Annotated in this window: 19 protein-coding genes and 2 pseudogenes; 4 read left to right on the top strand and 17 right to left on the bottom strand. The window is 55.0% G+C overall.

Annotated features, from left to right (window positions below):
- Positions 1-332 precede the first annotated feature (332 nt).
- The 3 genes and pseudogenes from SK3146_RS19715 to SK3146_RS19705 all read right to left on the bottom strand — a co-directional run.
- A pseudogene (locus SK3146_RS19715) lies at positions 333-608 on the bottom strand (response regulator); the annotation flags it as partial.
- Positions 609-1122: 514 nt separating this feature from the next.
- Positions 1123-1764, bottom strand: coding sequence for an NAD(P)-dependent oxidoreductase (locus tag SK3146_RS19710; protein WP_249860425.1), 642 nt, complete (start codon positions 1762-1764; stop codon positions 1123-1125).
- A 140-nt stretch (positions 1765-1904) separates the two neighbouring features.
- Positions 1905-2561, bottom strand: a complete 657-nt coding sequence (locus SK3146_RS19705; protein ID WP_249860424.1) for a DsbA family oxidoreductase — start codon at positions 2559-2561, stop codon at positions 1905-1907.
- A 347-nt stretch (positions 2562-2908) separates the two neighbouring features.
- On the opposite strand from SK3146_RS19705, the gene SK3146_RS19700 reads away from it, so the two are divergent.
- Positions 2909-4687 (top strand): dolichyl pyrophosphate Man9GlcNAc2 alpha-1,3-glucosyltransferase, encoded by a 1779-nt coding sequence (locus tag SK3146_RS19700; protein WP_249860423.1) that lies wholly within the window; start codon positions 2909-2911, stop codon positions 4685-4687.
- A gap of 398 nt (positions 4688-5085) precedes the next feature.
- On the opposite strand, the gene SK3146_RS35140 is transcribed toward SK3146_RS19700, so the two are convergent.
- Positions 5086-5301, bottom strand: a complete 216-nt coding sequence (locus SK3146_RS35140) for a hypothetical protein (protein WP_349655153.1) — start codon at positions 5299-5301, stop codon at positions 5086-5088.
- A complete protein-coding gene (locus SK3146_RS19695; RefSeq protein ID WP_349655152.1) occupies positions 5301-6308 on the bottom strand; it encodes an MFS transporter in 1008 nt (335 codons plus the stop codon). Before SK3146_RS19695 ends, SK3146_RS35140 begins: the two co-directional genes overlap by 1 nt.
- 169 nt (positions 6309-6477) lie before the next feature.
- Between SK3146_RS19695 and SK3146_RS19690 the strand changes: the two genes are divergently transcribed.
- Positions 6478-7224 carry a MerR family transcriptional regulator gene (locus SK3146_RS19690; RefSeq protein ID WP_249860422.1) on the top strand — a complete coding sequence of 249 codons (747 nt, stop codon included), beginning with the start codon at positions 6478-6480 and terminating at the stop codon, positions 7222-7224.
- Between the two features lie 93 nt (positions 7225-7317).
- Here SK3146_RS19690 and SK3146_RS19685 read toward each other — a convergent pair whose 3' ends face one another.
- Entirely contained in the window at positions 7318-8343 is a 1026-nt protein-coding gene (locus tag SK3146_RS19685; protein ID WP_249860421.1) for a Delta(5) desaturase DesA, read from the bottom strand.
- 334 nt (positions 8344-8677) lie between these two features.
- On the opposite strand from SK3146_RS19685, the gene SK3146_RS19680 reads away from it, so the two are divergent.
- Positions 8678-9727: an LLM class flavin-dependent oxidoreductase gene (locus SK3146_RS19680; RefSeq protein ID WP_249860420.1), complete on the top strand. Its 1050-nt coding sequence runs from the start codon at positions 8678-8680 to the stop codon at positions 9725-9727.
- 90 nt (positions 9728-9817) lie between these two features.
- Here SK3146_RS19680 and SK3146_RS19675 read toward each other — a convergent pair whose 3' ends face one another.
- The 8 genes from SK3146_RS19675 to SK3146_RS19640 all read right to left on the bottom strand — a co-directional run bounded on the left by SK3146_RS19675 (position 9818) and on the right by SK3146_RS19640 (position 20514).
- Positions 9818-9991 (bottom strand): hypothetical protein, encoded by a 174-nt coding sequence (locus SK3146_RS19675; RefSeq protein ID WP_249860419.1) that lies wholly within the window; start codon positions 9989-9991, stop codon positions 9818-9820.
- Positions 9992-10384: 393 nt separating this feature from the next.
- A complete protein-coding gene (locus SK3146_RS19670; protein WP_249866370.1) occupies positions 10385-10891 on the bottom strand; it encodes a phosphotransferase-like protein in 507 nt (168 codons plus the stop codon).
- 132 nt (positions 10892-11023) lie between these two features.
- A complete protein-coding gene (locus SK3146_RS19665; RefSeq protein WP_249860418.1) occupies positions 11024-12787 on the bottom strand; it encodes a methyl-accepting chemotaxis protein in 1764 nt (587 codons plus the stop codon).
- 158 nt (positions 12788-12945) lie between these two features.
- A complete protein-coding gene (locus SK3146_RS19660) occupies positions 12946-13137 on the bottom strand; it encodes a hypothetical protein (protein WP_249860417.1) in 192 nt (63 codons plus the stop codon).
- Between the two features lie 38 nt (positions 13138-13175).
- The gene (locus tag SK3146_RS19655; protein ID WP_249860416.1) at positions 13176-14288 is read right to left on the bottom strand and encodes a LysM peptidoglycan-binding domain-containing protein; all 1113 of its coding nucleotides are present in this window, start codon (positions 14286-14288) and stop codon (positions 13176-13178) included.
- Positions 14289-14630: 342 nt separating this feature from the next.
- Entirely contained in the window at positions 14631-15770 is a 1140-nt protein-coding gene (locus SK3146_RS19650) for a response regulator (RefSeq protein ID WP_249860415.1), read from the bottom strand.
- Entirely contained in the window at positions 15767-18841 is a 3075-nt protein-coding gene (locus SK3146_RS19645; protein WP_249860414.1) for a sensor histidine kinase, read from the bottom strand. The genes SK3146_RS19650 and SK3146_RS19645 overlap by 4 nt, the downstream gene beginning before the upstream one ends.
- Before the next feature lie 236 nt (positions 18842-19077).
- Positions 19078-20514, bottom strand: coding sequence for a stalk domain-containing protein (locus tag SK3146_RS19640; protein WP_249860413.1), 1437 nt, complete (start codon positions 20512-20514; stop codon positions 19078-19080).
- Between the two features lie 475 nt (positions 20515-20989).
- Here SK3146_RS19640 and SK3146_RS19635 point away from each other — a divergent pair.
- Positions 20990-21166, top strand: a pseudogene (locus SK3146_RS19635) (iron chelate uptake ABC transporter family permease subunit); the annotation flags it as partial.
- Positions 21167-21292: 126 nt separating this feature from the next.
- On the opposite strand, the gene SK3146_RS19630 reads toward SK3146_RS19635, so the two are convergent.
- The 3 genes from SK3146_RS19630 to SK3146_RS19620 form a co-directional block, all read right to left on the bottom strand.
- Positions 21293-21571 carry a hypothetical protein gene (locus SK3146_RS19630; protein ID WP_249860412.1) on the bottom strand — a complete coding sequence of 93 codons (279 nt, stop codon included), beginning with the start codon at positions 21569-21571 and terminating at the stop codon, positions 21293-21295.
- A 190-nt stretch (positions 21572-21761) separates the two neighbouring features.
- A complete protein-coding gene (locus SK3146_RS19625) occupies positions 21762-23054 on the bottom strand; it encodes a nucleobase:cation symporter-2 family protein (protein WP_249860411.1) in 1293 nt (430 codons plus the stop codon).
- On the bottom strand, positions 23044-23658 hold the full coding sequence (locus tag SK3146_RS19620; protein WP_249860410.1) for a xanthine phosphoribosyltransferase: 615 nt from the start codon (positions 23656-23658) through the stop codon (positions 23044-23046). Before SK3146_RS19620 ends, SK3146_RS19625 begins: the two co-directional genes overlap by 11 nt.
- Positions 23659-23749: the final 91 nt, after the last annotated feature.

Below are 23749 nucleotides of genomic sequence, written 5' to 3'. Positions count from 1 at the left end.
GCATCTTCCTCTGCCGGCGGCGGTTCCATCCTGCAGCCCTCTCTGCTATGCAGCTTTCTGCGAAGCAGCTTGATCGCGTCGTCGATCCGCTGATGCAGCTGAATGTTCGTTTCCACGGCGAATAGCGTTTTCTTGCCATCCTCAAGCAGTTCGTCGGCCCGCGCCTTATCCATCATCCAAATCGCTTCCTCCATTTGATCGATCCACTGCTCAAAATGGGAGAACGACATCAGCGCGGCTTCCCGCATGTCGAGCAATTTATCCAGCACAGGAAACAGCTCAATTTCGGTCACCGGCTTCAATAAATATTCCTGTACCCCGTAGGTCATACATTTTTGCGCATACGCAAAATCCCCGTAACCCGAAAGCACAATGACTTTGGTAAAAATTTTTCGCTGCTGAATATTTCGGCATAGCTCCAAACCGTCCATACGAGGCATTCAAATATCGGTGAGCACAATGTCGGGAGGATTAGCCGTGATGTGCGACAAGGCGGACTCACCGTCTGTAAACGTATCGATCTCACTAAAGCGTCCATAGTCTCCAATTAACGTTTTGAGCCCGATGCCGATGATCGGCTCGTCATCCACGATACAGATTCTGGCCATTCGCTTACCCCCTTGTTTAAACATGATGTCCTTGGATCGTCTTTCGGTTCCTTACCTTTCATTATGGTACGCTCCCCTCCGGCCTGCACTCATCAAAACCTGAACCGCCTAATCAAAATTGCAAATTCTCTTCCTTTCATACGCCAACCGGGCGGGTAAAATGAAGAAAGACCGCTCGGCGCAGCTGCCGATTGGTCTATCAAGGTATATAACGGTAAGTAATGCTCCCAATCGATCGGCATTTGGCGATTCATGTTCAATATACATTCGCGCCGGCGGCCGGAACATTGCGTTTATTTGCTGTAGTATGACGTTTTTTGTGCGGCTTGCCTGCTAACGAGAGAGACGTCCCTGACGAAGCGAAAGACTGTGAATGACGATAACAGCGGCGTTTCGCGGACGGGTCGGCGGGAATTTACGGAGCGTCAGTGACGGGCCGGCTTTATCGGCAAAAAAATAAGCATCGAAGACTCTTCCGAGTTTTCGATGCTTATGTGCCTAGGGCTGTCAACGATTATTCCGCTTCTCCAACCAGCGTAAACCGTTCGTTCTTGTGTTCCGGCTTCTCGATCTCATCGACGACCGCAAGGGCGAAATCGGCGTAGCTGATATAGCTGTTGCCCTGCGAATTGACCATCAAATGATCTTTCCCTTTTTGATAAGAACCGGTTCTTTGGCCTGCAGGATCGAAGAAGGCGGCGGGGCTGACGAACGTCCACTGAATGCCTTCGCTGTTTTGCAGATCCTCCAGGTTTTTACCTTGATTCGAAGCGGTGGCGTAATATTCGCGCGGGAACTCCGGAGTATTGTACAAGCGGGTCGTCTTCTGCTCGTCCACGAACAGGCTGCCTGCGCCTCCGACAACGATCAGTCTCGTTTGCGGAGCTCCCTTCAAAGCCTGAATCAAAGCTTGGCCCGCTTCCACATGCAAATGCTCCTGGCCGGGAGCCGCGCCGAACGCATTCACGACAACGTCGAATGCCCGCAGATTGTCCGAGGTCAGCGCGAAGACGTCTTTCTCCAATACGGCCGTATCCCGGCTCGCAAGCTTGGACGCGTCCCGAACGATCGACGTCACTTCATGCCCGCGGCTGACCGCTTCTTTCACGATAAGGCTTCCTGCTTTTCCGCTGGCTCCGATAACTGCAATTTTCATGATCATACCCTCCATTATTTTCATTTTGTCGTTATAGTCAATCCAACTTGCGGCAATTCGCCGATTGGCTTCGCTTAGGCTCTGCGTTCGGCTAACCGTTCATCGTCCGCAGCTAAAGAGGAGACGCCGACAAGCTTTGCTTACGGTGCGCAATCTCCTGACGCATCGCACTGCAGCCCTTGCGTCTTACCGACCGCTTCCCGCTCCAGCTGCTGCATAATGACGCTCTCCAGCGCTTCGCGGCTAACCGCGCCCTGCACGCGCTCGCTGCCGATAATAAACGTAGGCACCGCCGTAATCCCGGCCTCCTCATAAGCATGGCGCACCGCTTGCGCCTGTATGTCCCGATACTTGCCGGACTGCAGCGCCTCGTGGAAGCCGGCTTCTTCCAAGCCGATCTCCGCGGCCAGCTTCGCTAACACATCCAGTTGCCCGATATCCTGCTCTTCCTGGAAAAAAGCGGCGAACACGCGGCTCATGTAGGCGTTGCCCCTCCCCTGATCCTTCGCATAATGGTAGCCTTCGAAAGCCAGGCCGGTATACGGATGCGGAGAGATGTGCGGAAGCTTCATACGAACTCCCCATTGTTCCGCCATTGGAGTAATATACGACTCCCAGCCGCGAAGCTTGGAAGGGTCCTCCCATGGGTCGATCTTCGGCGCCGGACTCGGACGCAGCTCGAAAGGCATCCATTCGATCTCGACGTCTTTGCCTTGCACGGCCTCGTCCAGCGGCGTTTTGGCCAAAAAACAGAACGGACATATAAAATCCGAATAAGCTTGAATACGCAAAGTCACGATTGATGTTCAGCTCCTTTCACTCATTTTGTAACCATAATTGTTACAAGAAAGCGTATAAAATCATTGTATGGCGGCGGCCTGCCGGCCTGCCGCAGGCAGATCCCTTTTCCAACGTTACGTTCCCCCAGACTACATTGATAGTTCGCGGGACACTCCATTTCCTTTAATTCCTGTAACAATTATAGTTACAAGTCATTCCTGTTGTCAACCCTTGATATGATTGTGCCTTCTTGCACGCCCCAACATTAAGCGAACGATCAGTTTCGTTTAAGCTCGTTTTCAGTTTGCTCATCCATAATGGAAAAATAATATCCGGCACCGAATAGAAAGGGGCGCAGCGCCGCATGTCCGTTCCGAAATCAAAGCTTTCTCTCACCCTTATTGTTCTGCTTGTGCTCTCGCTCGGGCTTACCGTGTATTCTCTGTGGAGCTATGGCCAGCGCCCGGCGTCGTCGCTTCCGTCAGGCGCATTCCAGCCGGGAGGAGCGAGCTTCCGCGACGCTCCGGGTGCAAGCGGCTTCGGAAGCGCGCCGAACGCCGGGGCTGCAAGAGGAGGCGGCATTCAAGCCGCTCCGGGTGACGGCGCGCAGCCGCAGCAGAACCCCGGCGGCGGCCGCAGACAGCGCCCGGGGCAGCTGCAGGACGGCAGCGGCAGCGGCAGCGGCTCCGGCCCGGGAGGCTCCGTCAGCGGCCAGGCCGATAGCCGCAGAACGATGCCCGCGGCGGGCGGCGGACGGCCCGGAGGCGCAGCAAGCTCCTCCTCCAAGTATGCCGCGGGGCTCGCCTTGTATGCGGCGATATTTATCGCAGCGGCGGGATGGGCCGCTTACCGGCTGCAGCGCCGCCCGCTCCAGCTTCCCCGGGAGCGCCGCGTCCTGCTGCTGGCGTCCTTGCTCGGAGCCGGATTGCTGCTGCGCATTGCCGCCGCTCCTTGGATTCCCGGCCATACGGACCTGAACTTGTTCAGAAATTGGGCGATGTCCGCAGCCCGCGATTTGAGCGGTTTCTACCTGCACGGCTCAAGCGATTATCCGCCTTTGTATATGTATGTTTTGTATTTGATCGGCAAGCTGGCCTCGCTGACGGCGCTAAGTCCTTACAGCGCGCTGCTGCTTAAGCTTCCGTCGATAGCCGCGGACATTGCTACCGCCTATGTGCTGTACCGGATCGGCCGGAAGCTGCTGTCCTTCGAAGCCGGCTGGCTGATCGCCGCCTTTTATATTTGGAATCCGGCCATCCTGATCAACTCCACGTTTTGGGGGCAGGTCGATTCCTTTTTCACCTTGATCGTTGTCGGAGGGCTGTGGATGCTGGCGAACCGCAACATCGGCCGGGCTTCCGCTCTCCTGGCCGCCGCCGTGCTGATGAAGCCCCAAGGCATCATCTATTTGCCCGTGTTGTTCTTTGAGCTGATTCGGCAGAAACGGCTCAAGCCTTGGCTGATCGCCGCAGGCTCGGCTTTGGCGGTCGCGTTGCCCGTCGTGCTCCCTTTCTCGGCAGGGCAAAGCCCGCTCTGGCTGCTGAAGCTGTATACCGGCACCGTCAATGAGTATCCTTACGCTTCCGTCAATGCATATAATTTCTTTGCCCTGCTGGGCGCAAATTATACGAAGGACACGACGACGCTCCTCTGGTTCGATTACCATACATGGGGCATGGCTATGATTGTGATCGTGACGCTGTATTCCTGGCTGTCCTATGCGAAGGGCGGCGGAACCAAGCTCGGCCCGGCAGCCGCTCTGCTGCTAATTGCCGGCGTGTTCACCTTCGCCTCCAGCATGCATGAACGGTACTTGTTCCACGCGGCCGCGATCGCCCTGCTTGCCTATGCGCTGCTGCGTGACCGCAGGCTCCTGTGGCTGGCCGCCGGCTTCAGCACGACGTCCTTCGTCAATACGTACGATATTTTGTACCATGCCGGAGGCCGCGAGGCTTCCTACAGCTTCACGATGTTCGTTACCGCCGCGGCCAATATCGGCCTCTGCATCTATCTGGCCATCATCCTATGGGACCGCGGCCGCCGCCGCAGCGAACTCGAGCAGCCCGCGCTATCCGCCGGGCCCCCGATCACCCCGCCTAGAACCGGGCCATCGCCGCGCCGCGATGAATCGATTGACAGGTAAAGGCGGCTTCGTTGGGGCCCCCGGCTCGACCGCCTCGGCAATCGGCGCCCCCTCCCGGCCGGAAACATCCCCACGATCCCGGCAAAGCGGATCAGTATCATGTCTTCGGGAACAAATCCCCCAAAAGCCATCCATGCCGCTACGCGGCACCACAGACAATGGAAATGGGGTACCAAGAGTAATTTCCAGGGTAGTGACGTGATGCTCTGAAGCTTATTGCGTCCGCATCCAGCCTAAGCTGGATCGGCGTCTAGGGATCGTTCTATGGGTAGACTTTCCTTTCGGGGAGCACCCGGATATCCACAGGACATTGCTGCGCATCATTTCCTAAACAAAAATAAAAAGCCGTTAGTATGCGCATAACGCCATCTAACGGCCTTTTTTTGCATGATTAGCCCTTATTGCTCAGCAGCTTCCCCGGAAACGCGAAACACGGGAAGAAGCAGCAGCAGCCCGAGTACAAACATGCCGCCCGCCGCGCCGTACAGCGCCGGAAGCGAGAACGCCTCCTTCAGCGGCCCGGCGGCGCTCATCATCGCGACCATCGCTCCGGTCATCAGAGGCGTCCGGATGCCTGTAACCCTTCCAATGAAGCGTTCCTCCGTATGCTTCATTACCAGCGCGCCGCTTCCGATAAAAATAGCCGGCTGGAGAAGCGCGATAGCAAACTGCGCGAGCATCGCGCTCCACAACGCGGTCGACATGCCCATTGCGGCAATTCCCGCCGCATTGACGGCCAGCCCGGCCGCGAGCAGCTTCTGCGGCGTCCAGCGGGAAGCCAGCCTGAACGCCGCCAGCCCCCCAGCACCTCTCCGATCCCGTAAGGGATCATCGTCCACTGCAAATCGTCCGCAGGCAAGCCGAGCCGCTCGGTAATAACGAAGACGCCGAGCGGCGAGATAAGCCCAACGCCAAGCCCCACCGCCATAAACGATAAGCTCGTATAGAGCAGCACCGGCTTCTTCGCCGTATAGCGAATCCCTTCCGCCATATCGCGAAGCAAGGAGGCGCCGCCCGAGCCTTCTTCATCTGCGGGAAGGGCCGCATCGCGCGGCACGAAGGCCATCACCGCAGCAGAGCCCAGAAACGCCGCCCCCGTCAGCGCCAGCGACGCCTCGATGCCCCAGTGAGCGTAAACGAAGGTGCCGAGAACCGGACCGGCGACCATGAACACGGCGAATAACATCTGCAGCAGCGCGATGCACGGCTGCGCCAGCTCGTCCGATACTTGCTGCTTGAACAGCTTCATTCCCGCAGGCTGCGCCAACTGCGACAAGACGGCTGACACGAAGGTCGCCGCGAATACCGCTTGCCACGAGCCGAGCCCTATCGCGGCGGCGACCCCGGCGATCGAGACCGCACTCCAAACGTCGCAGCCGATAATCATCCGTTTCGGCCTCCTCCAACGGTCGGCCAAAACGCCCCCGATCAAGGAAAAGAGGAAGATCGGCGCGTACTCCGCCACCGAGATCAGCGATACGGAAGGCGCATCGGCGCCCGTCTTTTCCATGACGAACAATAACACGGCAAGATTGCGCACCCAAATGCCGATTTGGGACAATACATTGGAAATCAATACGGCCCGAATGAAACGGTGACGCCATAGAACGGTATAGGACAAGATGACACGGCTCCTTCCTTATATTGCGACAGATTGGATTTGATGCCGGTTCACAGCATAATCCCTGCCCTAAGGTCAGAGTCAACCGCCAATTTTACTTTGTGCCGGGATGTTGACACTCCTCTTAGGGGAGCCTTTACAATGAGGAAAAACAATGAGGTGATCCGATATGTATACGGTAAAAGAAGTTGCCGGCATGACCAATATTACGGTAAAGACGCTGCATCATTATCATAAAATCGGCCTGCTTGAGCCTTGCCAAATCAGCGAAGCCGGCTACCGGCTGTACGGTATGAAGGAGCTCGAAAGGCTGCAGCAAATTTTATTCTACCGGGAGCTCGACTTCCCTCTCGAACAAATTCAACAGCTTCTGGACCAAGAACCGGAACGGCTGGCGATATTGTCCGCCCAGCAGCTGCTGCTGACCGCGCGGATGGAGCGGCTGCAGCGTCTGCTTGAGACGCTCCGGCTGTCGATCGATCACGCCCGCAAGGGAGAGAAGATGAGCCAAGACGAGATGTTCGCAGGCTTTGCGACGGAGGAGCAGTGGACCGAGGCTCTGGAGGAACAGCGTCAGTATCTGCAGGAGACGTACGACTACGATCTCGCCGAGCAATATCCGGTAGACGTCGCCGAGATGAATGAGCAAGCGGCGGAGGCGAAGCGGTTTATGGACGGGATGGCCGAAGCGCTGCGCAGCGGGCGCAGAGTGGACGATGAGCAGCTTCAAGCACTTATAGAAGATCATTTGGCCTTCTTGAATCGCCATGGCCATGCGATCGGCAAAGCGGATTTTGCCGCTCAGTGCCGCTTCTTCCTCGGCGACGACTTTCACCGGTCCATGCTGGAATCGCAGCAAACCGGACTCGCCTATTATCTTTGCCTCGCGGCGGAGGCATTCGCCCAAGACATTTGATTCGTAATGTTTCATGTGGAACAATCCCTCAACGGCTATACGACAAAGAACGGCTCTCCTTCCGTCACCGGTAAGGAAGCCGTTCTTTTGATTTTATTTTACAGCCCGCTTCACGACCGGTATCTTCTGCCGACGCTTTATATCTCTAAACCCTACGAACTTCTTGCTCTGCTCGTTCCATACGCGGAATTGCAGCGACTTCAAGCTGCTTCCCAGCGTAATCGCCTGCACATCTTGCAGTACCGGGTTCTGATTATGAACCGTTTCCAAGTAATAATTCGGTATCCGCGGACTTAAGTGATGAATATGGTGGAAGCCAATGTTACCGGTAATCCAGTGCAACAGTTTCGGCAGCTTATAGAAGGAGCTTCCCTGCAGAGCAGCCTTGACGTAGTCCCATTCTCCCTCCTGCTCGTAGTAGGTATCCTCGAATTGATGCTGCACGTAAAAAAGCCATATTCCCGCGATGCCCGAGACGAGAAAAATCGGACCCTGCACGAGCAAATACTGCTGCCAGCCGATGAGCCAGCACAGCAGTCCCGCTCCTCCGGCGATTCCCAGGTTCGTCACGTACGTGTTGATACGTTCCTTGGTACTTGCCTTTCTGCGATTAAACCGGTAGTCGATCAAAAAAATGTAGATCGGCCCGATCCCGAACATCATCAGCGGATTGCGGTACATCCGGTACACGAATCGTTTCCATAACGGAAGCGCTACATACTCCTCTACCGTTAGCGTCCAAATATCCCCTGTTCCCCGCTTGCTCAAATTGCCGCTGGTGGCGTGATGCACCGAGTGGCTGTGGCGCCATTGATCATAAGGGCAGCAGGTCAATATACCGGTAATCGTCCCTACGACCTCATTCGCCGTCCGATTTCGAAAAAATGACTTGTGACAACAATCATGGAAAATAATAAAGATTCGGATCAGAAATCCGCCTGCAACTACGGCAAATGCCAGTGTGAGCCAGTACGAAACCGTCAAGCTCAAGTAAGCCAAATACCATAGCGCAAAAAAGGGCACTAGCGTATTGATCATCTGCCACATACTGTGCTTGATATGCGGCCGCTCGTAGGGTGCGATGCTGGATTTCCATCCACCCTGTTCCTCATGAATCATTTGTTGTCGATCTTCCTCTCCCCGAATTCAATCGGAACTCATTTGTGCCCAACGCAAGTAGTACGTAGATTCGAGGAAAAGGTTTCTCCCGCGACCGGCTGCGGGCGGAGGGATTTATTGGGCTTCGATAAACGGTCCCGGCGAAGCCCCAAATTTGTGCCCTTCTGTAACCATTCCGGCCAGTCCTGCAGCGAAAGTGTCATAAAGATACTATATTACAAAAAAGTCGCCGCTTGCTTTTTATTATCTAATAACGAATAATAACTAATATGTCATACAAAGTTCCATGACGCTTTGCTTTACTTTCCAGACCGATTAAAGGAGGCTGATTCCGATGTCCGAAAGCCATTCTGTACCGGTAGTAAAAAGCACCTTTCAACGCATTCCCTTATCCGTACTGGATCTGGCGCCGATCGTCTCAGACGGTACGCCGGCAGATTCCTTTCGCAATACGCTTGATTTAGCCCGGCATGCCGAAGAGTGGGGCTATCACCGCTACTGGCTGGCGGAGCACCATAATATGCCCGGGATCGCCAGCTCGGCCACCTCGCTGGTGATCGGCTACGTAGCCGCCGGCACTTCGACGATCCGCGTAGGCTCCGGCGGCATTATGCTGCCTAACCACGCCCCTCTCGTCATCGCCGAGCAATTCGGCACGCTGGAATCGATGTATCCCGGCCGTATCGATCTGGGTCTGGGCCGGGCGCCCGGTTCCGACCAGTTAACGGCGCGCGCGCTGCGCCGCGGTCTCGGCACGACCGGTCATGAGTTCCCCGACCTGCTGGACGAGCTGCGCTCTTATCTCGAGCCGCATCAGGAAGGGCGGCCAACCGGCCTGCGAGCCGTTCCCGGGGAAGGTCTCGACATCCCGATCTGGCTGCTCGGCTCCAGCGGATTCAGCGCCCAGCTGGCCGCGCAGCTCGGGCTTCCGTTCGCTTTCGCCAGCCATTTCGCTCCCGACTTCGTCCTGCAAGCGCTCGAGCTGTACCGCAGCCACTTCCAGCCTTCGGAAGTGCTGGATAAGCCGTATGCAATGATCGGATTGAACGTCTTCGCCGCGGATACGGACGAGGAAGGACGAAGACTGGCCACGTCGCAGGAACAGCAGTTTTTGAACCTGATCCGCGGCGGAACCGGTCCGCTCAAGCCTCCCGTAGACAATATGGACGAATTGTGGACCCCGCACGAGAAAGAAACGGTTCGCAGACAGCTCAGCTACACGATCGCCGGAAGCAAAAGCACGGTCCGGGAGAAGCTGCAGTCCGTGCTCGAATTAACCGGCGCCGACGAATTCATTATTTCCGCACAAATCTACGACCATCAGGCGCGTCTGCGCTCGTATGAGCTTATCGCGGAAATTGCCCGGGAGAGCTCGGCCTCCTGAAGCTGCCGCAATCCGAAGCCTTAAGCCCGAGCGGGGCAAGCAATCTAGCGCCTTCCTGCCTCTACCTGCCTGCCCGCTCGCAGCAGCCGGTTACGCCCGATCCCGGGCGGCAACCGGTTTTTTGGCGTTTTTTTCTAAAAAGGCGGTGATTTCGTCGTGTCCTGCGGTCGAAAGTGGTTCCCGCTTGCGCTGCTCCAACGCTCTATCGATCGCAGGATGCTCGTTTGTTGAAATTCGATGTCCTATTCCCTCTTCATGCTCCATTAACGTGTCTGTTTAGACAATAGCTTGGCTTCAGGCGAGGATTTTATCGCGCAAATAGCACTTTCAAACACTTCCCCCAACCATCTTTCTCGAGAGGGGTGCTCAAGCGGTCTGGAAGGGAGCTGCAGGAGGTGCAGCCCCCGGAACCTAGCATCGAACCGTTTCTAAGTTTTACGGACACCAGGGAGCTAAATTCATCGTAAACAGACGTTTGTTAATCGCAAACGGACATCACGGCGCTTACATAGCTCCGAGCTGCTTTCTATGGAGGCTTTGCCAACAAATAGCTGCAGCTGTGTCCGTTAGGAATCCAAAATGGCCGATATGGTTTATATAACGGCCGCTGTGTCCGTTGCGAGTGCACTGCGCCACTGTAGAAGCGTCGCCCTTGATTCACTTCGACTCAATCGCGCCCTCCGTCCATATGCGCCGCATAATATCCAAAGCCGTTTCCTCCGGAGTTTGCTCCGAAGTATCCAGCCACAGCCCGATCCGCGGGGTTTCGCCCCGCAGCACATCGTCCAGCTCCTGGACGGTCCATATGCCGTAGCCCTTTTTCTCCCGGCCCGCTTCTCTCTGCGCCACGACCTCCGGCCGCGGGCAAAGCACGGCCGTGTACAGCGGCCGATGCGCCACAAGCCGGACAAACTCGCTCAGCAGCCGGCCGACGATCACATCCTGAACGATGACGGTAAAGCCGTCGGCTGCATAAGCATCGGCCGCCTGCGCGGCCAGCCGGTATCGCAAGCGCAGCTGCGCAAGATCGGCGTCGGCCGAATCCGGGCGCACCTCCTGGCGGTTGTTGACAATCATCTTGCGGAATGTATCGCCGCGCAGATGGACCGACTTCTCGAACCGCTCCGCCAACAGCTGCGCTACCGTCGATTTACCGCTCGCCATAATTCCGGTTACGATAATGATGCAAGGTTGATCCACGGTCCAATCACCTTCCCTTCTGACCGTCACTTTACTTCATTGTAACTCGTATCTGCCGTCGTAGAAGGGAAAGTTTCCTTGTAGTCAAGTCCTCGTTTACACCTTAATCTGCTTGACGGCCTCCCGCATATCGTGCGTCATCCCGCTTAAAGCCGCCGCCGAATCGGCGATCTGCTTGACGACATCCAACTGCGTATCGGTCAATGCGCGAATTTCACGCGTCTGATCGGATGAGGCTTTGGCGATATCGGCAATGCCGACGACCGACGCGGCGACCTCCTCCGATCCGGCGTACATCTGCTCCGTGGCGGCGGATATATCGTGAATCTGCTCCGAGACGAATCGGAACATTTCCACCACCCGGGTAAGCGATTCTTCCGCCGCCCCGGACAATTCGGTACCCGCCTTTATTTCGCGGGCCCCGCTTTCCATCGCTTCGCTGATTCGAAGCGATTCGTTCTGTACATTGTGCAGCAGCGTGGAGATCAGCTGCGCCGAATCGGACGCATCCTCCGCCAGCTTCCTCACCTCTCCCGCCACAACGGCGAAGCCAGCCCCGTGCTCGCCGGCCCTTGCCGCTTCGATGGAAGCGTTCAGCGCCAGCAGCTTTGTCTGATTGGCAATATCCGAAATGGCCGTGAGAACGCCTTCGATTTCGCGCGAGTGGTCGCGCAGCACGGTAACCCGACCCACCGTTTCTTCGGCAGCGGAGGCAATCGTATGAATTTGCCGATTCATCTGCCGGATCGTCTCTCTGCCCGTCTCGGCGTTCTCAAGCGCTTTCAGGGAAGCATCGGACACTGTTAGCGAAGCTTCCGATATACGCTGGATGGCTGTCGCCATTTCCTCCATGGAGCGGCTGCTTTCATCCGAGCTTAAGCTCTGGGCTTGCGCTCCGTCGGCTACCCGGCCTACGGCTTTATTGACGCGTGTGTTCATCTCCAGCACCTGCTGCGCTTCCGCGGTAAAGCGGTCCGAGGAGAGAACCAACTGCTCGGACGTCTGCGAGATGTTCGATACGATCTTGCCGATGATGGCGTTCAGGCCGGAAGACATCTGCGTCATCGCCTGATAGACCGCTCCAATCTCATCGGAGGAACGAACCGGATGATCCTGCAGCAGCTGGCTCGCCCGTCCCAGCTCCCCTACGGCAATGCTCTCGGCGCCGGATACGATCCATTTCAACGGGCTGAGCGCGCGAACCAGCACCCATGCGACCAAGCCAAGGCCCGCTAGCGTCATCAAGATAAGCAGTACATAATACGGGATGCCGTCCTTAATTACGCTGGCAGCAATCGAATCGACAACGGCAGCGTCCGTATCGATACCGAGCACCCCGATAACGCTTCCGTCGGCGCGGACAATAGGGGCATAGGACGATATATATTTGCCGTACTGCGGATTATCGATAATCGGGGAGCTGGTCGTCTCTCCCTTCAGCAGAACGTCTACGGATTCAGGGGAAATATCGGTAACTTCGTTAATCGGAGAAGCGGCGTCCGAATCCTTCGGTTGTCCGTCAATCATAATGAGCGGGCGCCGGCTTTCGTCGATACGAACGACATAAACGTATAGCGCTCCAATCTCCTTGCGGAACAGATCCATTTCCTGACGGATCGACCAATATGTATCATTTTCCTCGGGATTCTTCATAAACTGCTCCAGTCTAGCTGCATCCAGTTGCTTGGAATAGCTGTCTGCCATCCGGATGCCGTAACTGGCAATAACCTTCTCGGCTGCCGTTTCGGTATTACGGACTTGCATATACAAGTATCCCGCCGATAATACGATCATGACTGCCATCACCGCAGCGGCGATCCGCAATGCCAGCCTTTTTCTAATCGAAGCAAACCATTTCATTAGTTTTTTACGCTCCTTCTAGGTCGATATGACTACCATTTTCATCGCTTCGATTCAATTCGACATCATCTTCCAATCCCCTTCCCAATACAACAAAAAAGACCGTTATCGGTCTTCTCTCCGATTACGGCCTCTCCCGGCGCTCCTCATTATTCCTTCTACAGCCAGCTTACCGGCTTCGTATGCACTTTGGGCACCCTCATTTTACGTAAAAAGCTCTGCTTCTGCTTCTGTTCCAAAATCCGCTTGACTCCGTAAATAAGCAGCTTCGGCCTCATTTCATCCTGGTAGCTGAGCTGCTGAAGCTCTTTGTAAAACTGCTGGTTAACATGATCCATCGTTTTCATCATGTATGTTAACTCCCTCATGTTGTGACAATAAATTCGTCTTAGTTATAGTCGATAGCTGACGACAGTGGAATTTTCAGTACACTGCCTTCCTTAAGCGGATTATTTTCGTCCAAATGATTGAAGCTCGCAATAAACGACGCATGCTTGGCAGATTGATAATATTCCTTGGAGATGCTTGACAGTGTCTCGCCCTTCTTGACGGTATGATCGTGCACCGAGAAATCATAGTCCGGCAGCTTGATCGTTTTCTCTATGGGAAGCTGAGGAATCGTCAGCTTGTCTCCGGCCTTCAGATCGGCCGTTTTTTTGATGTGATTGCTGTCTGCGATCAAAGAAACGTATTGAGGCGAACGATAAAACTGGACCGACAGACTGAATAAAGTATCGCCTGCCTTGACGATATAGCTCGCAGGCAGCTGAACCGCTTTATCGGATTTGGACGCACTGTCCGTTTTCTCTGCGTTATCGGCGCTGCCGGGATTATCCGCTTTGGCCGTGTCGGAGGTCTGGAGCGATTCCTTCGAAAGCCCCTCTGCCTTAAGCGGAGCCTGCAATGAGGACGATGGCGATGGTGACGGGGAAGGCGATGCCGGAGCTGCCTTCTCGGCGCTCTTGCTCTTGGCCTCCTTGGATTTATTACCGGAAGCCCCTTCCGTAACGACGGTGTCTTTAGCGGGCTTATCGCTTTGAACCTGCTTCGGCTTCGCCTGAGACAGGTCGCGGACAACCGCGGAGGATTTGCTCCCGCCTTCTGCCGAGCGGACGGTCGATCCCGCTTCCTGCGCGCTGCCGACGGTCTGAACATCCGCTGCGTCCGCTTCCGCCTGCACTCTCGTCGGCTGGTAATCTGCGGTACCCGGCTGCTCCGATTCGGCAGAAGCGGCGTACGCCAGCGAGGAACCGGCCAATGTCTTCGTTCCGGTCTTGACGGGGGCTTGCTCGGCGGCTTCCGTCTTCGTCAGGCCCGATTCTGCGGAAACCATCGCAATAGCCCCACCGACAATCGCGGTTCCAAGCAGTACGGAGACCACCGTATATAACCGTCTCGATTTCTTTTTGGCATGCAGCACGGTTCGGCTTTGATCCGAAAGAAGCGCCTTTTCTTCCGTTAAGGATTCGACTGCCGAATGTTTGTGATTATTCTCCATCATTCCCTACCTCCATTATCGTAGCTGACCGAGCGTTAATCCCGCAGAAGGCCCCACAAAGCGGCTGCCAAGGCACCGACAAACAAAACAACGCCTGTCATGATCCAAAGAAACTCACTATTGCTCAAGGACCTCATCCCCCTAACCTGCTTTACCATCATCCTGCAATTGGAGACCGGTTCGACGCTCATACAGGACTTACGATCTATTCTTTTATTGATTATAACAAATAAATCTTAAAGAAATCTCAAAAACCGACATTTTGTGTCAAATTTAACAAAAAAACAGCCCGTTTTATAATTCCAACGTCCTATATTTAGACAAAAATCGAGTAGCCATTAGGATCTACGTCTTTTGATTCCAAGCATCGGCCAGACGATCCTTCAGCAGATACGGCGGTTCAATCCCCAATTCCTGAATGTAAGCCGCTTTAAAACGTTTGTAATGCTTCTCGGCTCGGTCTGTCCTGCCCAGCCTTAGGTAAAGCTCCACCATCTCCTGATTGATTTCCTCATGCAGAGGATAATTGTACAAGCAAGCCTGTATCCTCTTCTCTGCCTGCTTGAGATCGCCCGCGGACAAATCGCGCTTCACCAATGCCCGCACAAAAGCGATATATAATTCGCCGTAGGCTTCTTCCATTCGCGACTTCCAGAAGTACCCTTTCTTATCGAACAGAGGGCCCTTATACATAGAGTACAACCGCTCCATCAACGGATTCGCTTCCCCCTCTTTCAGACAGCCGTCCCCGTACTGCTGGAATTCCAGCAGGTCGTACAGATACGTTCCCGTATGCAGCATATATCCGGTATTTTTCTTTTGAATCACCATTTCAATCTCATGCTCACGTAGTATCTTTTTCAAACGGTATATCGTATTGTGCAAGTTATGGGATGCCCTTTCTTCGTCCATATCCCCCCACAGCAGATCGGCCAGATGCCATTTGTTTAAAATCTGCCCCGGATGGCACAGGAAATAGGCGAATAGCTCCTCCGTTTTCCTTGTAGGCCAGCGAACGGGAATCCCGTCGGCATTGACAACCTCGAACCCTCCGAAGCATTGGATCGATACGGAACGCTTCATTTCGCCGGTCTGCAGCAAACCCCTCTTCTTCGCCAGCCTTTGAGCAACCTTATCGATGGCTGCAGGGGTAACCGGCTTTAATAAATAGTCGAAGGCGTTCACTCCAAACGCATCCAGCGCATACTGTTTATACGCCGTTGTAAAGATAATCTCCGTTTGATCGGATATTTCGTTAATTTTACCGGCAAGCTCCAAGCCGCTCATTTTCGGAATTTCCACATCAAGAAAAGCGACGTCCGGTCTCAAGCTCTCCCACTGGGCAAGAGCCTCCGCCGGGTTGGTAAAGACTCCGACAATCGAGTAAAACCCATTCTGAGAGATGATATGCTTCATCAAATCCAATATGGGCTTCTCGTCCTCCACAATAACGACACTAAACAGCTTTCTCCCTCTTCCCTTCATGATATGGCGGCTCCCTCTAACTCACCGAAATCGGTTAAAGGCAGCTGCATTCTAACCTTGGTCCCTCTGCCGGGCTCCGAGCTGATTTGGAGCGTCGCGCCGGGAATCCCTTCGAACCTCTTGCGAATATTGGGAATGCCGATACCCCGCCTCCGATGCCGCGTCTCGCTCACAGGCTCCGCCGGCTGGTCTGTCATACCGACCCCATCATCCTCTATTATAATGACCATCGTTTCGCCGACCGTCTCGATCTGAAGCAGGACCGTTCCATGCTCTTCTTTCTCGAACAAGCCGTGGCGAATGGCGTTTTCCACGAACGGCTGAATACAGAGGGAGGGCACGCTATGCATCTCCACCCCGTCCTCCACGACAATAAAAAAGTCAAACCGCTCCCCGAAACGGGCTTTCTCAATTTCAACGTAAGCTTCAACCAGCTCCAGTTCCCGGTGCAACGGTACAAAAGAGGTCGGACGGCCGGCATCCAGAATATAACGCAAATATTGGCTGAGCATCGTTAACAGATGAGCCGCTTTTTCTCCGTCGGTATAGCAAAACGAGATCACGCTGCTCAGCGCGTTATACAGAAAATGCGGTTTTATTTGCGCCTGATGAAATGCCTGCTCATGGCGGACGGCTTCCTGCAAAGAAATTTTCCTTGAGATGAGCGTCTGTATTCTCGCCGTTAATGTCTGCGCATCAAAGGGCTTGGTAATATAATCGTTGGCTCCCGCCCTGTACCCGAGAGCGATATCCTGAGGAGAATCTTTGACCGTAGCGAATATAATCGGCAAATCGAGTACGGAATACTGCTTGCGCAGCATGCGGCACAGCTCGATACCGGAAATCTCCGGCATCATGACGTCGAGAAGAATCAGGTCGATGACAGCCGAATGCTTATGTACCTTCTCCAGAGCTTCCTTGGCGGAAAAAGCGACGACGACGTTATAATGATGCCGCCTCAGAATGTTGAACAAGATGTGGACATTCGCGGCTTCGTCATCGACCACCAGAATGGTGTGCCCCTGCTGCCCCAGCGCATCTTGTACGGCTTGCGGCTGTTCTACCCGCTCCTCGCCATAACGGAGCATACCGGCGCGAGCGGCATCGGAACAACCCGCGGGCTGCTGCGCAGCGGGCAAGCTAAAGGCAATACGGGCCCCGCGGCCCTCTTCCGACCAATCGACCCAAATTTCCCCTTGCATTCGCTCAATAAGGCTTCGGCTAATGTACAAGCCGACTCCCATACCTGAATAGCTGTCGCTGAATCGGTGCTCATCATGCTGCTCCAGAAATATCGACTCGAGCTTCTCCGCTCTGATTCCCGTGCCCGTGTCTTCGACGAAAATAATGATCTTCTCCCCATCAACCCTCGAACGGACTTGAATCCGGCCTTTGCTCGTATGCTTCATTGCATTATGCACCAGATTGTACATAACTTGGCGCAGCCTGTTCTCGTCCGCCTGCACCCAAATATCGTCGCCGACCCGATTGTCCAGCTGCACCTGCTTGCCCTCCAGCTCGAACCGGAGCACATCGAAGACGATTTGCACCAAAGGTTTCATATCGACCGCGGCGGGCTGCAGCCGGAGCTCCCCGTGCTTCAGACGGGACACATCGATCAAGTCGTGGATCAGCATGGACAGCTTGACCGAAATATCCTTAACCAACAGCAAATTCTGTCTTTGATGGGATGACAGCGGGCTGCCCTCTTCTTCTAACAGATGCGATACAATGTTCATGATCCCGTGCAGCGGCGTTTTGATTTCGTGAGAGGTTTGCGTCAAAAACTCGTCCTTTCGTTCATTCAGAGCCGTCATTTGCCGGGACAGCGTCTTGCTCTTCTCGTAGGCGTTAGCGAAGCGAAGCGCCAGCAGCACATTCATGCAAATAATAAAACCGATAATGCCGAGCTTGCCCATGATGTCGGATTTCAGCACATTTTCCGAATACAATATTCCATCTACCAGAAAACATATCAATCCGAAGATCGCCCCGAAGAACAGCGCCAGCTCGCTTCGTTCCAGCGAATCTTGACGCTTAACCCCGTACAAATAGACCATTCTCCCGATCATATAAAGACCTACAACCCCCAAGTACAGAACGCAAACGTATTTCACTTCCGTAATCACGTCATAAGGGAGCAAAATCGCGGCAGCCACGTAGACGACCATCGGGGCTATCATCCATTTCATTTGGCGCGGCGACATCAACCGGGTATCAATCGTGCAAAAAAACATCGTGCTGAAGATTCCGCTGAGAAATTCGCCGATTTCCAGCAGCTTGTAAAAAAAACCGAACGGGAGCTCCGGGAATGTTCTTTGCAGCAGCTTTTCGCCGAACAGAAGCTGGCAGAGCAGCAGGGAGAGCAGATACAAGCCGCTGAGCAGATACGTCTTCTCCCTTCTCCCGAGGAAGTAAAAGCTGAGATGGTAAGCCCCGAACATACCGAGAACAAGGATCGCGGCAATATCGGCGCCAAGCTGAATCGCGGCAAGCTGCGCTATATCCGCAGGCAAACCGAGTTGGATGGAATTGACGATTCCCCCGGTTACATAGTCGTAGTTGGCTGCTTGAATCATGATTTCGAGATCGTGATTTTCGGTATGAAAAAAAGTGCTGTACGGGGTATTGGCCGGGCGATGCGCAGCCGGGTCCGCCGCAGGAACTCCGCTGCTCCCCAGCAGGCGGCCATCGATATATAACCGGTGCGACATTCGCACGCTCGCTACTTTCAACCCCAGCATGTCCACCGAATCATCCAGCTTGACGGTTAACCTATAGGTTCCGAAGCCTTTTCGGCTCATTCCTCCTTCGGGCGTTTGGCCCCTCCATGTACCCGGCACGGTCAAATAGGCCGCTTCCGGACGCACCTTCCCGTTAAAGCTGGACGGCTCCAACAGCTCGCCTTCGTAAAACTCCCATTCTCCGTCAAGTGTGACACGGCCCTGACTTTGAAAATCCCATCCGGTGAGATCGAGAACTCCTTTCTTAGCCGGCATCGCTTGCCGATTCGGCATTGATTCGACATAAATGCTAATAAATACTAAAATGGACAGGGTGAAAAGAAGCATAATACCGAAGAGTCTGCGATTACTCCAAATGTTCAACGTCGATTCCCTTCCTTGCTTGACAGCAGTAGTGATTGTGATTGTATCATTTCATAAATAGAAGCAAGTCACAACCGTCAAAAGGGCGATACTTACCTCATTGTACCGAACAACACTCCCAAAATTCTCACAAAATCCCGGTATTCCCATAGAAACAACCCGTATTCCTCAGGAATACGGGTTGTTTCGGGACTTTATACCTATTTCAACTGTTTCATAGCGTAAGTATGCCGGTCGTTCTCCTTCTTTAGCTCGGCGTTGTAATCCTCTTTCAGCCGGGAGAGCTGCTCCTTCAGCGATTCCAGCTGCTGCTGAGCCACTCCCTTGGCGTAAATCCGGTCGATCTCCGCCTGATTGTCCGTTAGCTGCTTCTCCAGCTCGGCCATGGCCGTCTCCGCGGCCTTGGAGCTGCTGGAGGTGAGAGCGTTGATTTTGTTTAAAATCTCCGTCTCCTTGTCCCGCGCCTCAGCCAAAGCCTTATCATAGGTGGCCTGGCTGGAGTAAGCTCCCGGGTTATTCTTGCGGAGCTGAGCAACCTGATCGTCCAGTTCCTTCTTGCTTTGATTATAGCGCTCCTTGATGTCGTTGACCGACTGATCGTGACGCTCGTTCTCCTTATTGCGCGGATCGGTCGGCGAAGAAGGATTCGTATTGGGCAGCACGCTGGTTTCGTCGGTCATTTCGACTTTGCTTACCAACACATCGTTCGTGTATTCGCTGACCGAGAGCAGCGTGCCCTTCTTATCGTAATAATTGATCATGCCGTTTTTCATATCGTTTTTAAAATCGCCGACGACGGTCTCCCCCTTAGAGGTTGTGAAGGTTCCTTTGCCTTCCCGGACGCCCCCTGCAAAATCGCCCTCATAGGCATCGCCGTTTTTATAAACCAGTTTGCCGCTGCCGCTCGGCAGGTCGCTTGCGAAGGAGCCGGTATACTTGTCGCCGTTAGCATAATATAAAGTGCCGTTCACACGCTCGCCGTTCGAGAAGGTTCCGGAGAAGATCACGCTGCCGTCCGCGCCGACGACCTTCCCTTTGCCTTCAGGTACGCCGCCGACCAGCTGCCCCGTATACTTATCGCCATTCGGATACTCGTAATCCCCTTTCTCCGTCTTCGCGGAATCCGTTCCTCCGACCCCTCCCGAGCTCGTGCTTGAAGGACCTCCGTCGACCGAACCGGAGCTGGTGCTGCTCGAACCTTTGCGGCTTTTCAAATAGGCGGTGGAGCTGCTTTGAACCCAATTCACATCCTTGCCGCTCGCCTCGCTGACGAATCGCAAGGGCACCAGCGTATTGCCTTCCACCAACCGGGGCGCCAGCTCCAGCGTGCTCGTAACGTCGTTCACCGAAGCCTCCGTATCGTCGATCACAAGCCGGATGGTCAGCCCCTCCTTCGTTCCCGTTACCGTCTGCGTCTCCTCATCCCAGCCGACCTCCAGCCCCAGCTTCTCGAAAATCGGCCGGAACGGAACCAGCGTCGTGCCGTTTTCCAGCACCGGATCGACTTCAAAATTAATTTGCTTGTTGTCGAGAAACACACGGATCGGCTTGTCCGCCGCCGCGGCCGCTCCCGGCTTCGGCAATAGCAACGCTCCCGATAATAAGCAAGCGGACAGCAAGGCATACCTGAGCTTCATGTCAATTCCCTCCCATATTGTTCCTTTGGCTACTATTTTACAATATTCTACAGATTGTGTCGAAAAAAGTATTGCAGCCGTGCGCCTTTCCCGGTAGATTCGGCTTGTCATAAGACTCGCGGTTATGTCAATATCAATACTATCAGGTTACCAGAAGGGGTTAGGACCCATGAATTTTCAACAGCTTGTCGCCGTCATTCCCGTTTTCGAACGAATCGAAACTCTCCGCGCCTCCGCAACCATCGAAAGCCCGCCGGATACCCATGTGCTGATCGTCGTGCTCCGCGGACACGTTACTATCGCTTCCCGCGGCCGGGAGCCCTCCGTCTTTACGCAAGGCTATGCCTGCCGTCCGGATTACGGCCCGCACACCGTTCAAGTGCCCAAAACCAAAGAAGCCGAATATGCCGTCATCTTCTACCGCGTGCTGCCGGAGAACAGCGAATGGTCGCTGCACGGCCCGCAGTATCATCGGGACTGGCTGATTCCGCTTGCGGCTCTGATCGGAGCCGATCTGATGCTGCTGGGCGACTGCCTCGGCCGCATTCTGATCATCCCGCGCGAGGTTCCCGTCGGCGTCATGACCGCCGTCATCGGCGCTCCTTACTTCGTCTATCTGCTGCGCCGGGAACGCATGCGGCGGCTCCGGTAGACGAAGCCTCGTCCGCCAGCCATAAGAGCGGGCTCGGGACGGGTACGTATCCGCCCCGGGACCCGCAAGCAAAAGGCCCATGCCGCCCGTGACGATTCGGGGGCATGAGCCTCTTCGTGCTCCGCCTTAATCGGCATCCGTGACGATGCCGTGTTCCATCAAGTAATCCATCTCCAGATTAAGAATCGTATCGACGGTCAGCTCGTCCAGCTTCACATCGGGACGGGACATGACATAATCGACGATATCGTCGCTATCGATGTCGACCTCGCCTCTGGCGTTCGCCTTGGCCTTGTCGATAAAGGCTTGCTCGTGCTTCAGAACGAGCTTGATGGCCTTGACGTCGACCTTCGTTTTTTGGGCCAGAAATTGCAAGAGCTCCTGCTCGTTAAACGTTTCGCTCATGGGTGACTCCCCTTCCTGCTTATAAGCTTGGCTTCTATTTGCATGCGGCTGAAACCGTGACCTGCGGGCGGTATTGCACACTTCGTCGTATTCCGCTCGGCGTCATCATTGTATCATACGGAGGCTCCGCCCGCTAAGCTAAGATTCGGCGGCGCCTCCCTGGCAGACGCGGAATAGAGAACAAACCGATTCAAGCCGCCTCACGGGCCGCTGACGGCTGCCCGTCCTTGCTTCTCGACAAGATCAGGTTCAGCGCAATCGCCGTTAGCGAGCCGGATACGATGCCGTTTTGCAGCAGCATTTTGGCGAAGTCCGGCAGCTGATCGAACATTTGCGGCAGCGTGGCCGAGCCGAGTCCGACGGCAATGCTGCAAGCGGCGATAAGCAGATTGCTTTCCTTGCGCAGATCGACCTCGGACAAGATCGAGATGCCGGAAGCCGCTACGGAGCCGAACATAACGATCATCGCCCCGCCCAGCACGGCGTTCGGAATGACCGTCGTGAGCGCCGCCAGCTTGGGCAGCAGGCCGAGAACGACCATGATGCCGCCGGCGGCGAAGATCACGTCGCGCGTTTTGACCTTCGTCAGCGAGATCAGCCCGACATTCTGGGAGAATGCGGTATAAGGAAATGCATTAAAGATCCCGCCGAGCATAATGGCAAGCCCTTCGGAACGAAGGCCGCTGACGATCTGCTTCGGCTCGACCTTCTGATCCGTCGCTTTGCCGACCGCAAAATAGACGCCCGTCGACTCGACCATGCTGACGATGTTGACGATAATCATCGTGAATATCGCGGTAATGCTAATTTGCGGAACCCCGAAGTAAAACGGCTGGGCGATGCTGACCCAGGACGCCTGCGATACCGAAGAGAAATGGACGATGCCCATCGCGTAGCCGGCGACGGTTCCGGCGACCAGACCGACGAGCACCGAGATCGAGCGCAGGAAGCCTTTGGCCAGACGGTTGACGAGCAGAATGACGACCAGCGTTCCGAACGCAAGCAGCAGGTTATGAAGCTGGCCGAAGTCCGGGGCTCCTTGACCGCCTGCGGCGTTGTTCATCGCAACCGGAATGAGCGACAGCCCGATAATCGTGACCACAGAGCCGGTGACGATCGTCGGAAAAAACCGGATCAGCTTGCCGTACAGAGGCGCCGCCAACACGACGAACAGCCCGGAAATGATGATGGCTCCGTAAGCGGTAGCCAGATTCGAAGCGGATGCGACCGCGATGATCGGCCCTACCGCCGTAAACGTACAGCCCAGGATCACCGGCAGCCTGCTGCCGAAATATCGGGTCCCGAGCACCTGCAGGATCGTCGCGATGCCGCAGGTGAACAAATCCGCTGCGATCAAATAAGCCATCTGGGCATCGCTCAGCTTGAGCGCTCCCCCGACGATAAGGGGCACGATCACCGCGCCCGCATACATCGCCAGCACGTGCTGGAAGCCCAGCGTAAGCACTTTTCGTTTATTTAACATCCGCATTCTCCTTGAGCCGATCGGCGCTGTCTTCCTCGATGAAATGAACCTCGCCCGGCGCCATCGAAGCGATTCGGGCCAGCGAATGGACGCGCACGCCCCGGCGTTCCAGCAGGCTGCGTCCTTCCTGGAAGCTCTTCTCGATCACGCAACCGACTCCCATCAGCTCAGCCCCCGCTTCCCTCACGATGTCGACCAGTCCGACCAGCGCTGCGCCGGTAGCGAGAAAATCGTCCACGATCAGCACTTGATCCCCCGGGCCCAAATACTTCTGCGAAATGCTCACCTGATACGTTTCTCCGCGGGTAAAAGAATGCACCGGCGCCGAATACACCTGCTCGGCGAGCGTAACGGCTTTCTTCTTCTTGGCATACACGAAGGGAACGTTCAGCGCGATTCCAGCCGCCATGGCGAACTGAATGCCGCTCGCTTCAATCGTGAGCACCTTGGTGATCGGCTTGTCTGCGAAAATCCGCGCAAACTCGCGCCCGATCTCCAGCGCCAGCTGCGTATCCACTTGATGGTTCAAAAACGAGTCGACCTTCAGCACCGTATCGGAGAGAATCAACCCTTCCTTGCGAATGCGTTCTTCCAGCAATTTCATTGTCCGTATACCGCTCCTTTTCCTCATGCAAAAAGGGACAGGCTCCTTGAGCTGTTTCTCTCAAGTGAAGCCTGTCCCTCCGGGCTTTTAT

The sequence above is a fragment of the Paenibacillus konkukensis genome (genome assembly GCF_023523925.1).
GTDB lineage: Bacteria > Bacillota > Bacilli > Paenibacillales > NBRC-103111 > Paenibacillus_S > Paenibacillus_S doosanensis.
This window is presented reverse-complemented; position numbering and strand designations above follow the sequence as displayed.

Bases quoted from the DNA above. Each gene is read 5' to 3' on its own strand.
- SK3146_RS19710 (WP_249860425.1), bottom strand. From the start codon at position 1,764: ATGAAAATTGCAGTTATCGGAGCCAGCGGAAAAGCAGGAAGCCTTATC.
- SK3146_RS19700 (WP_249860423.1), top strand. From the start codon at position 2,909: ATGTCCGTTCCGAAATCAAAGCTTTCTCTCACCCTTATTGTTCTGCTT.
- SK3146_RS35140 (WP_349655153.1), bottom strand. From the start codon at position 5,301: ATGAAGCATACGGAGGAACGCTTCATTGGAAGGGTTACAGGCATCCGG.
- SK3146_RS19690 (WP_249860422.1), top strand. From the start codon at position 6,478: ATGTATACGGTAAAAGAAGTTGCCGGCATGACCAATATTACGGTAAAG.
- SK3146_RS19685 (WP_249860421.1), bottom strand. From the start codon at position 8,343: ATGATTCATGAGGAACAGGGTGGATGGAAATCCAGCATCGCACCCTAC.
- SK3146_RS19680 (WP_249860420.1), top strand. From the start codon at position 8,678: ATGTCCGAAAGCCATTCTGTACCGGTAGTAAAAAGCACCTTTCAACGC.
- SK3146_RS19675 (WP_249860419.1), bottom strand. From the start codon at position 9,991: ATGGAGCATGAAGAGGGAATAGGACATCGAATTTCAACAAACGAGCAT.
- SK3146_RS19670 (WP_249866370.1), bottom strand. From the start codon at position 10,891: ATGGCGAGCGGTAAATCGACGGTAGCGCAGCTGTTGGCGGAGCGGTTC.
- SK3146_RS19665 (WP_249860418.1), bottom strand. From the start codon at position 12,787: ATGAAATGGTTTGCTTCGATTAGAAAAAGGCTGGCATTGCGGATCGCC.
- SK3146_RS19660 (WP_249860417.1), bottom strand. From the start codon at position 13,137: ATGATGAAAACGATGGATCATGTTAACCAGCAGTTTTACAAAGAGCTT.
- SK3146_RS19655 (WP_249860416.1), bottom strand. From the start codon at position 14,288: ATGATGGAGAATAATCACAAACATTCGGCAGTCGAATCCTTAACGGAA.
- SK3146_RS19650 (WP_249860415.1), bottom strand. From the start codon at position 15,770: ATGAAGGGAAGAGGGAGAAAGCTGTTTAGTGTCGTTATTGTGGAGGAC.
- SK3146_RS19645 (WP_249860414.1), bottom strand. From the start codon at position 18,841: ATGCTTCTTTTCACCCTGTCCATTTTAGTATTTATTAGCATTTATGTC.
- SK3146_RS19640 (WP_249860413.1), bottom strand. From the start codon at position 20,514: ATGAAGCTCAGGTATGCCTTGCTGTCCGCTTGCTTATTATCGGGAGCG.
- SK3146_RS19630 (WP_249860412.1), bottom strand. From the start codon at position 21,571: ATGAGCGAAACGTTTAACGAGCAGGAGCTCTTGCAATTTCTGGCCCAA.
- SK3146_RS19625 (WP_249860411.1), bottom strand. From the start codon at position 23,054: ATGTTAAATAAACGAAAAGTGCTTACGCTGGGCTTCCAGCACGTGCTG.
- SK3146_RS19620 (WP_249860410.1), bottom strand. From the start codon at position 23,658: ATGAAATTGCTGGAAGAACGCATTCGCAAGGAAGGGTTGATTCTCTCC.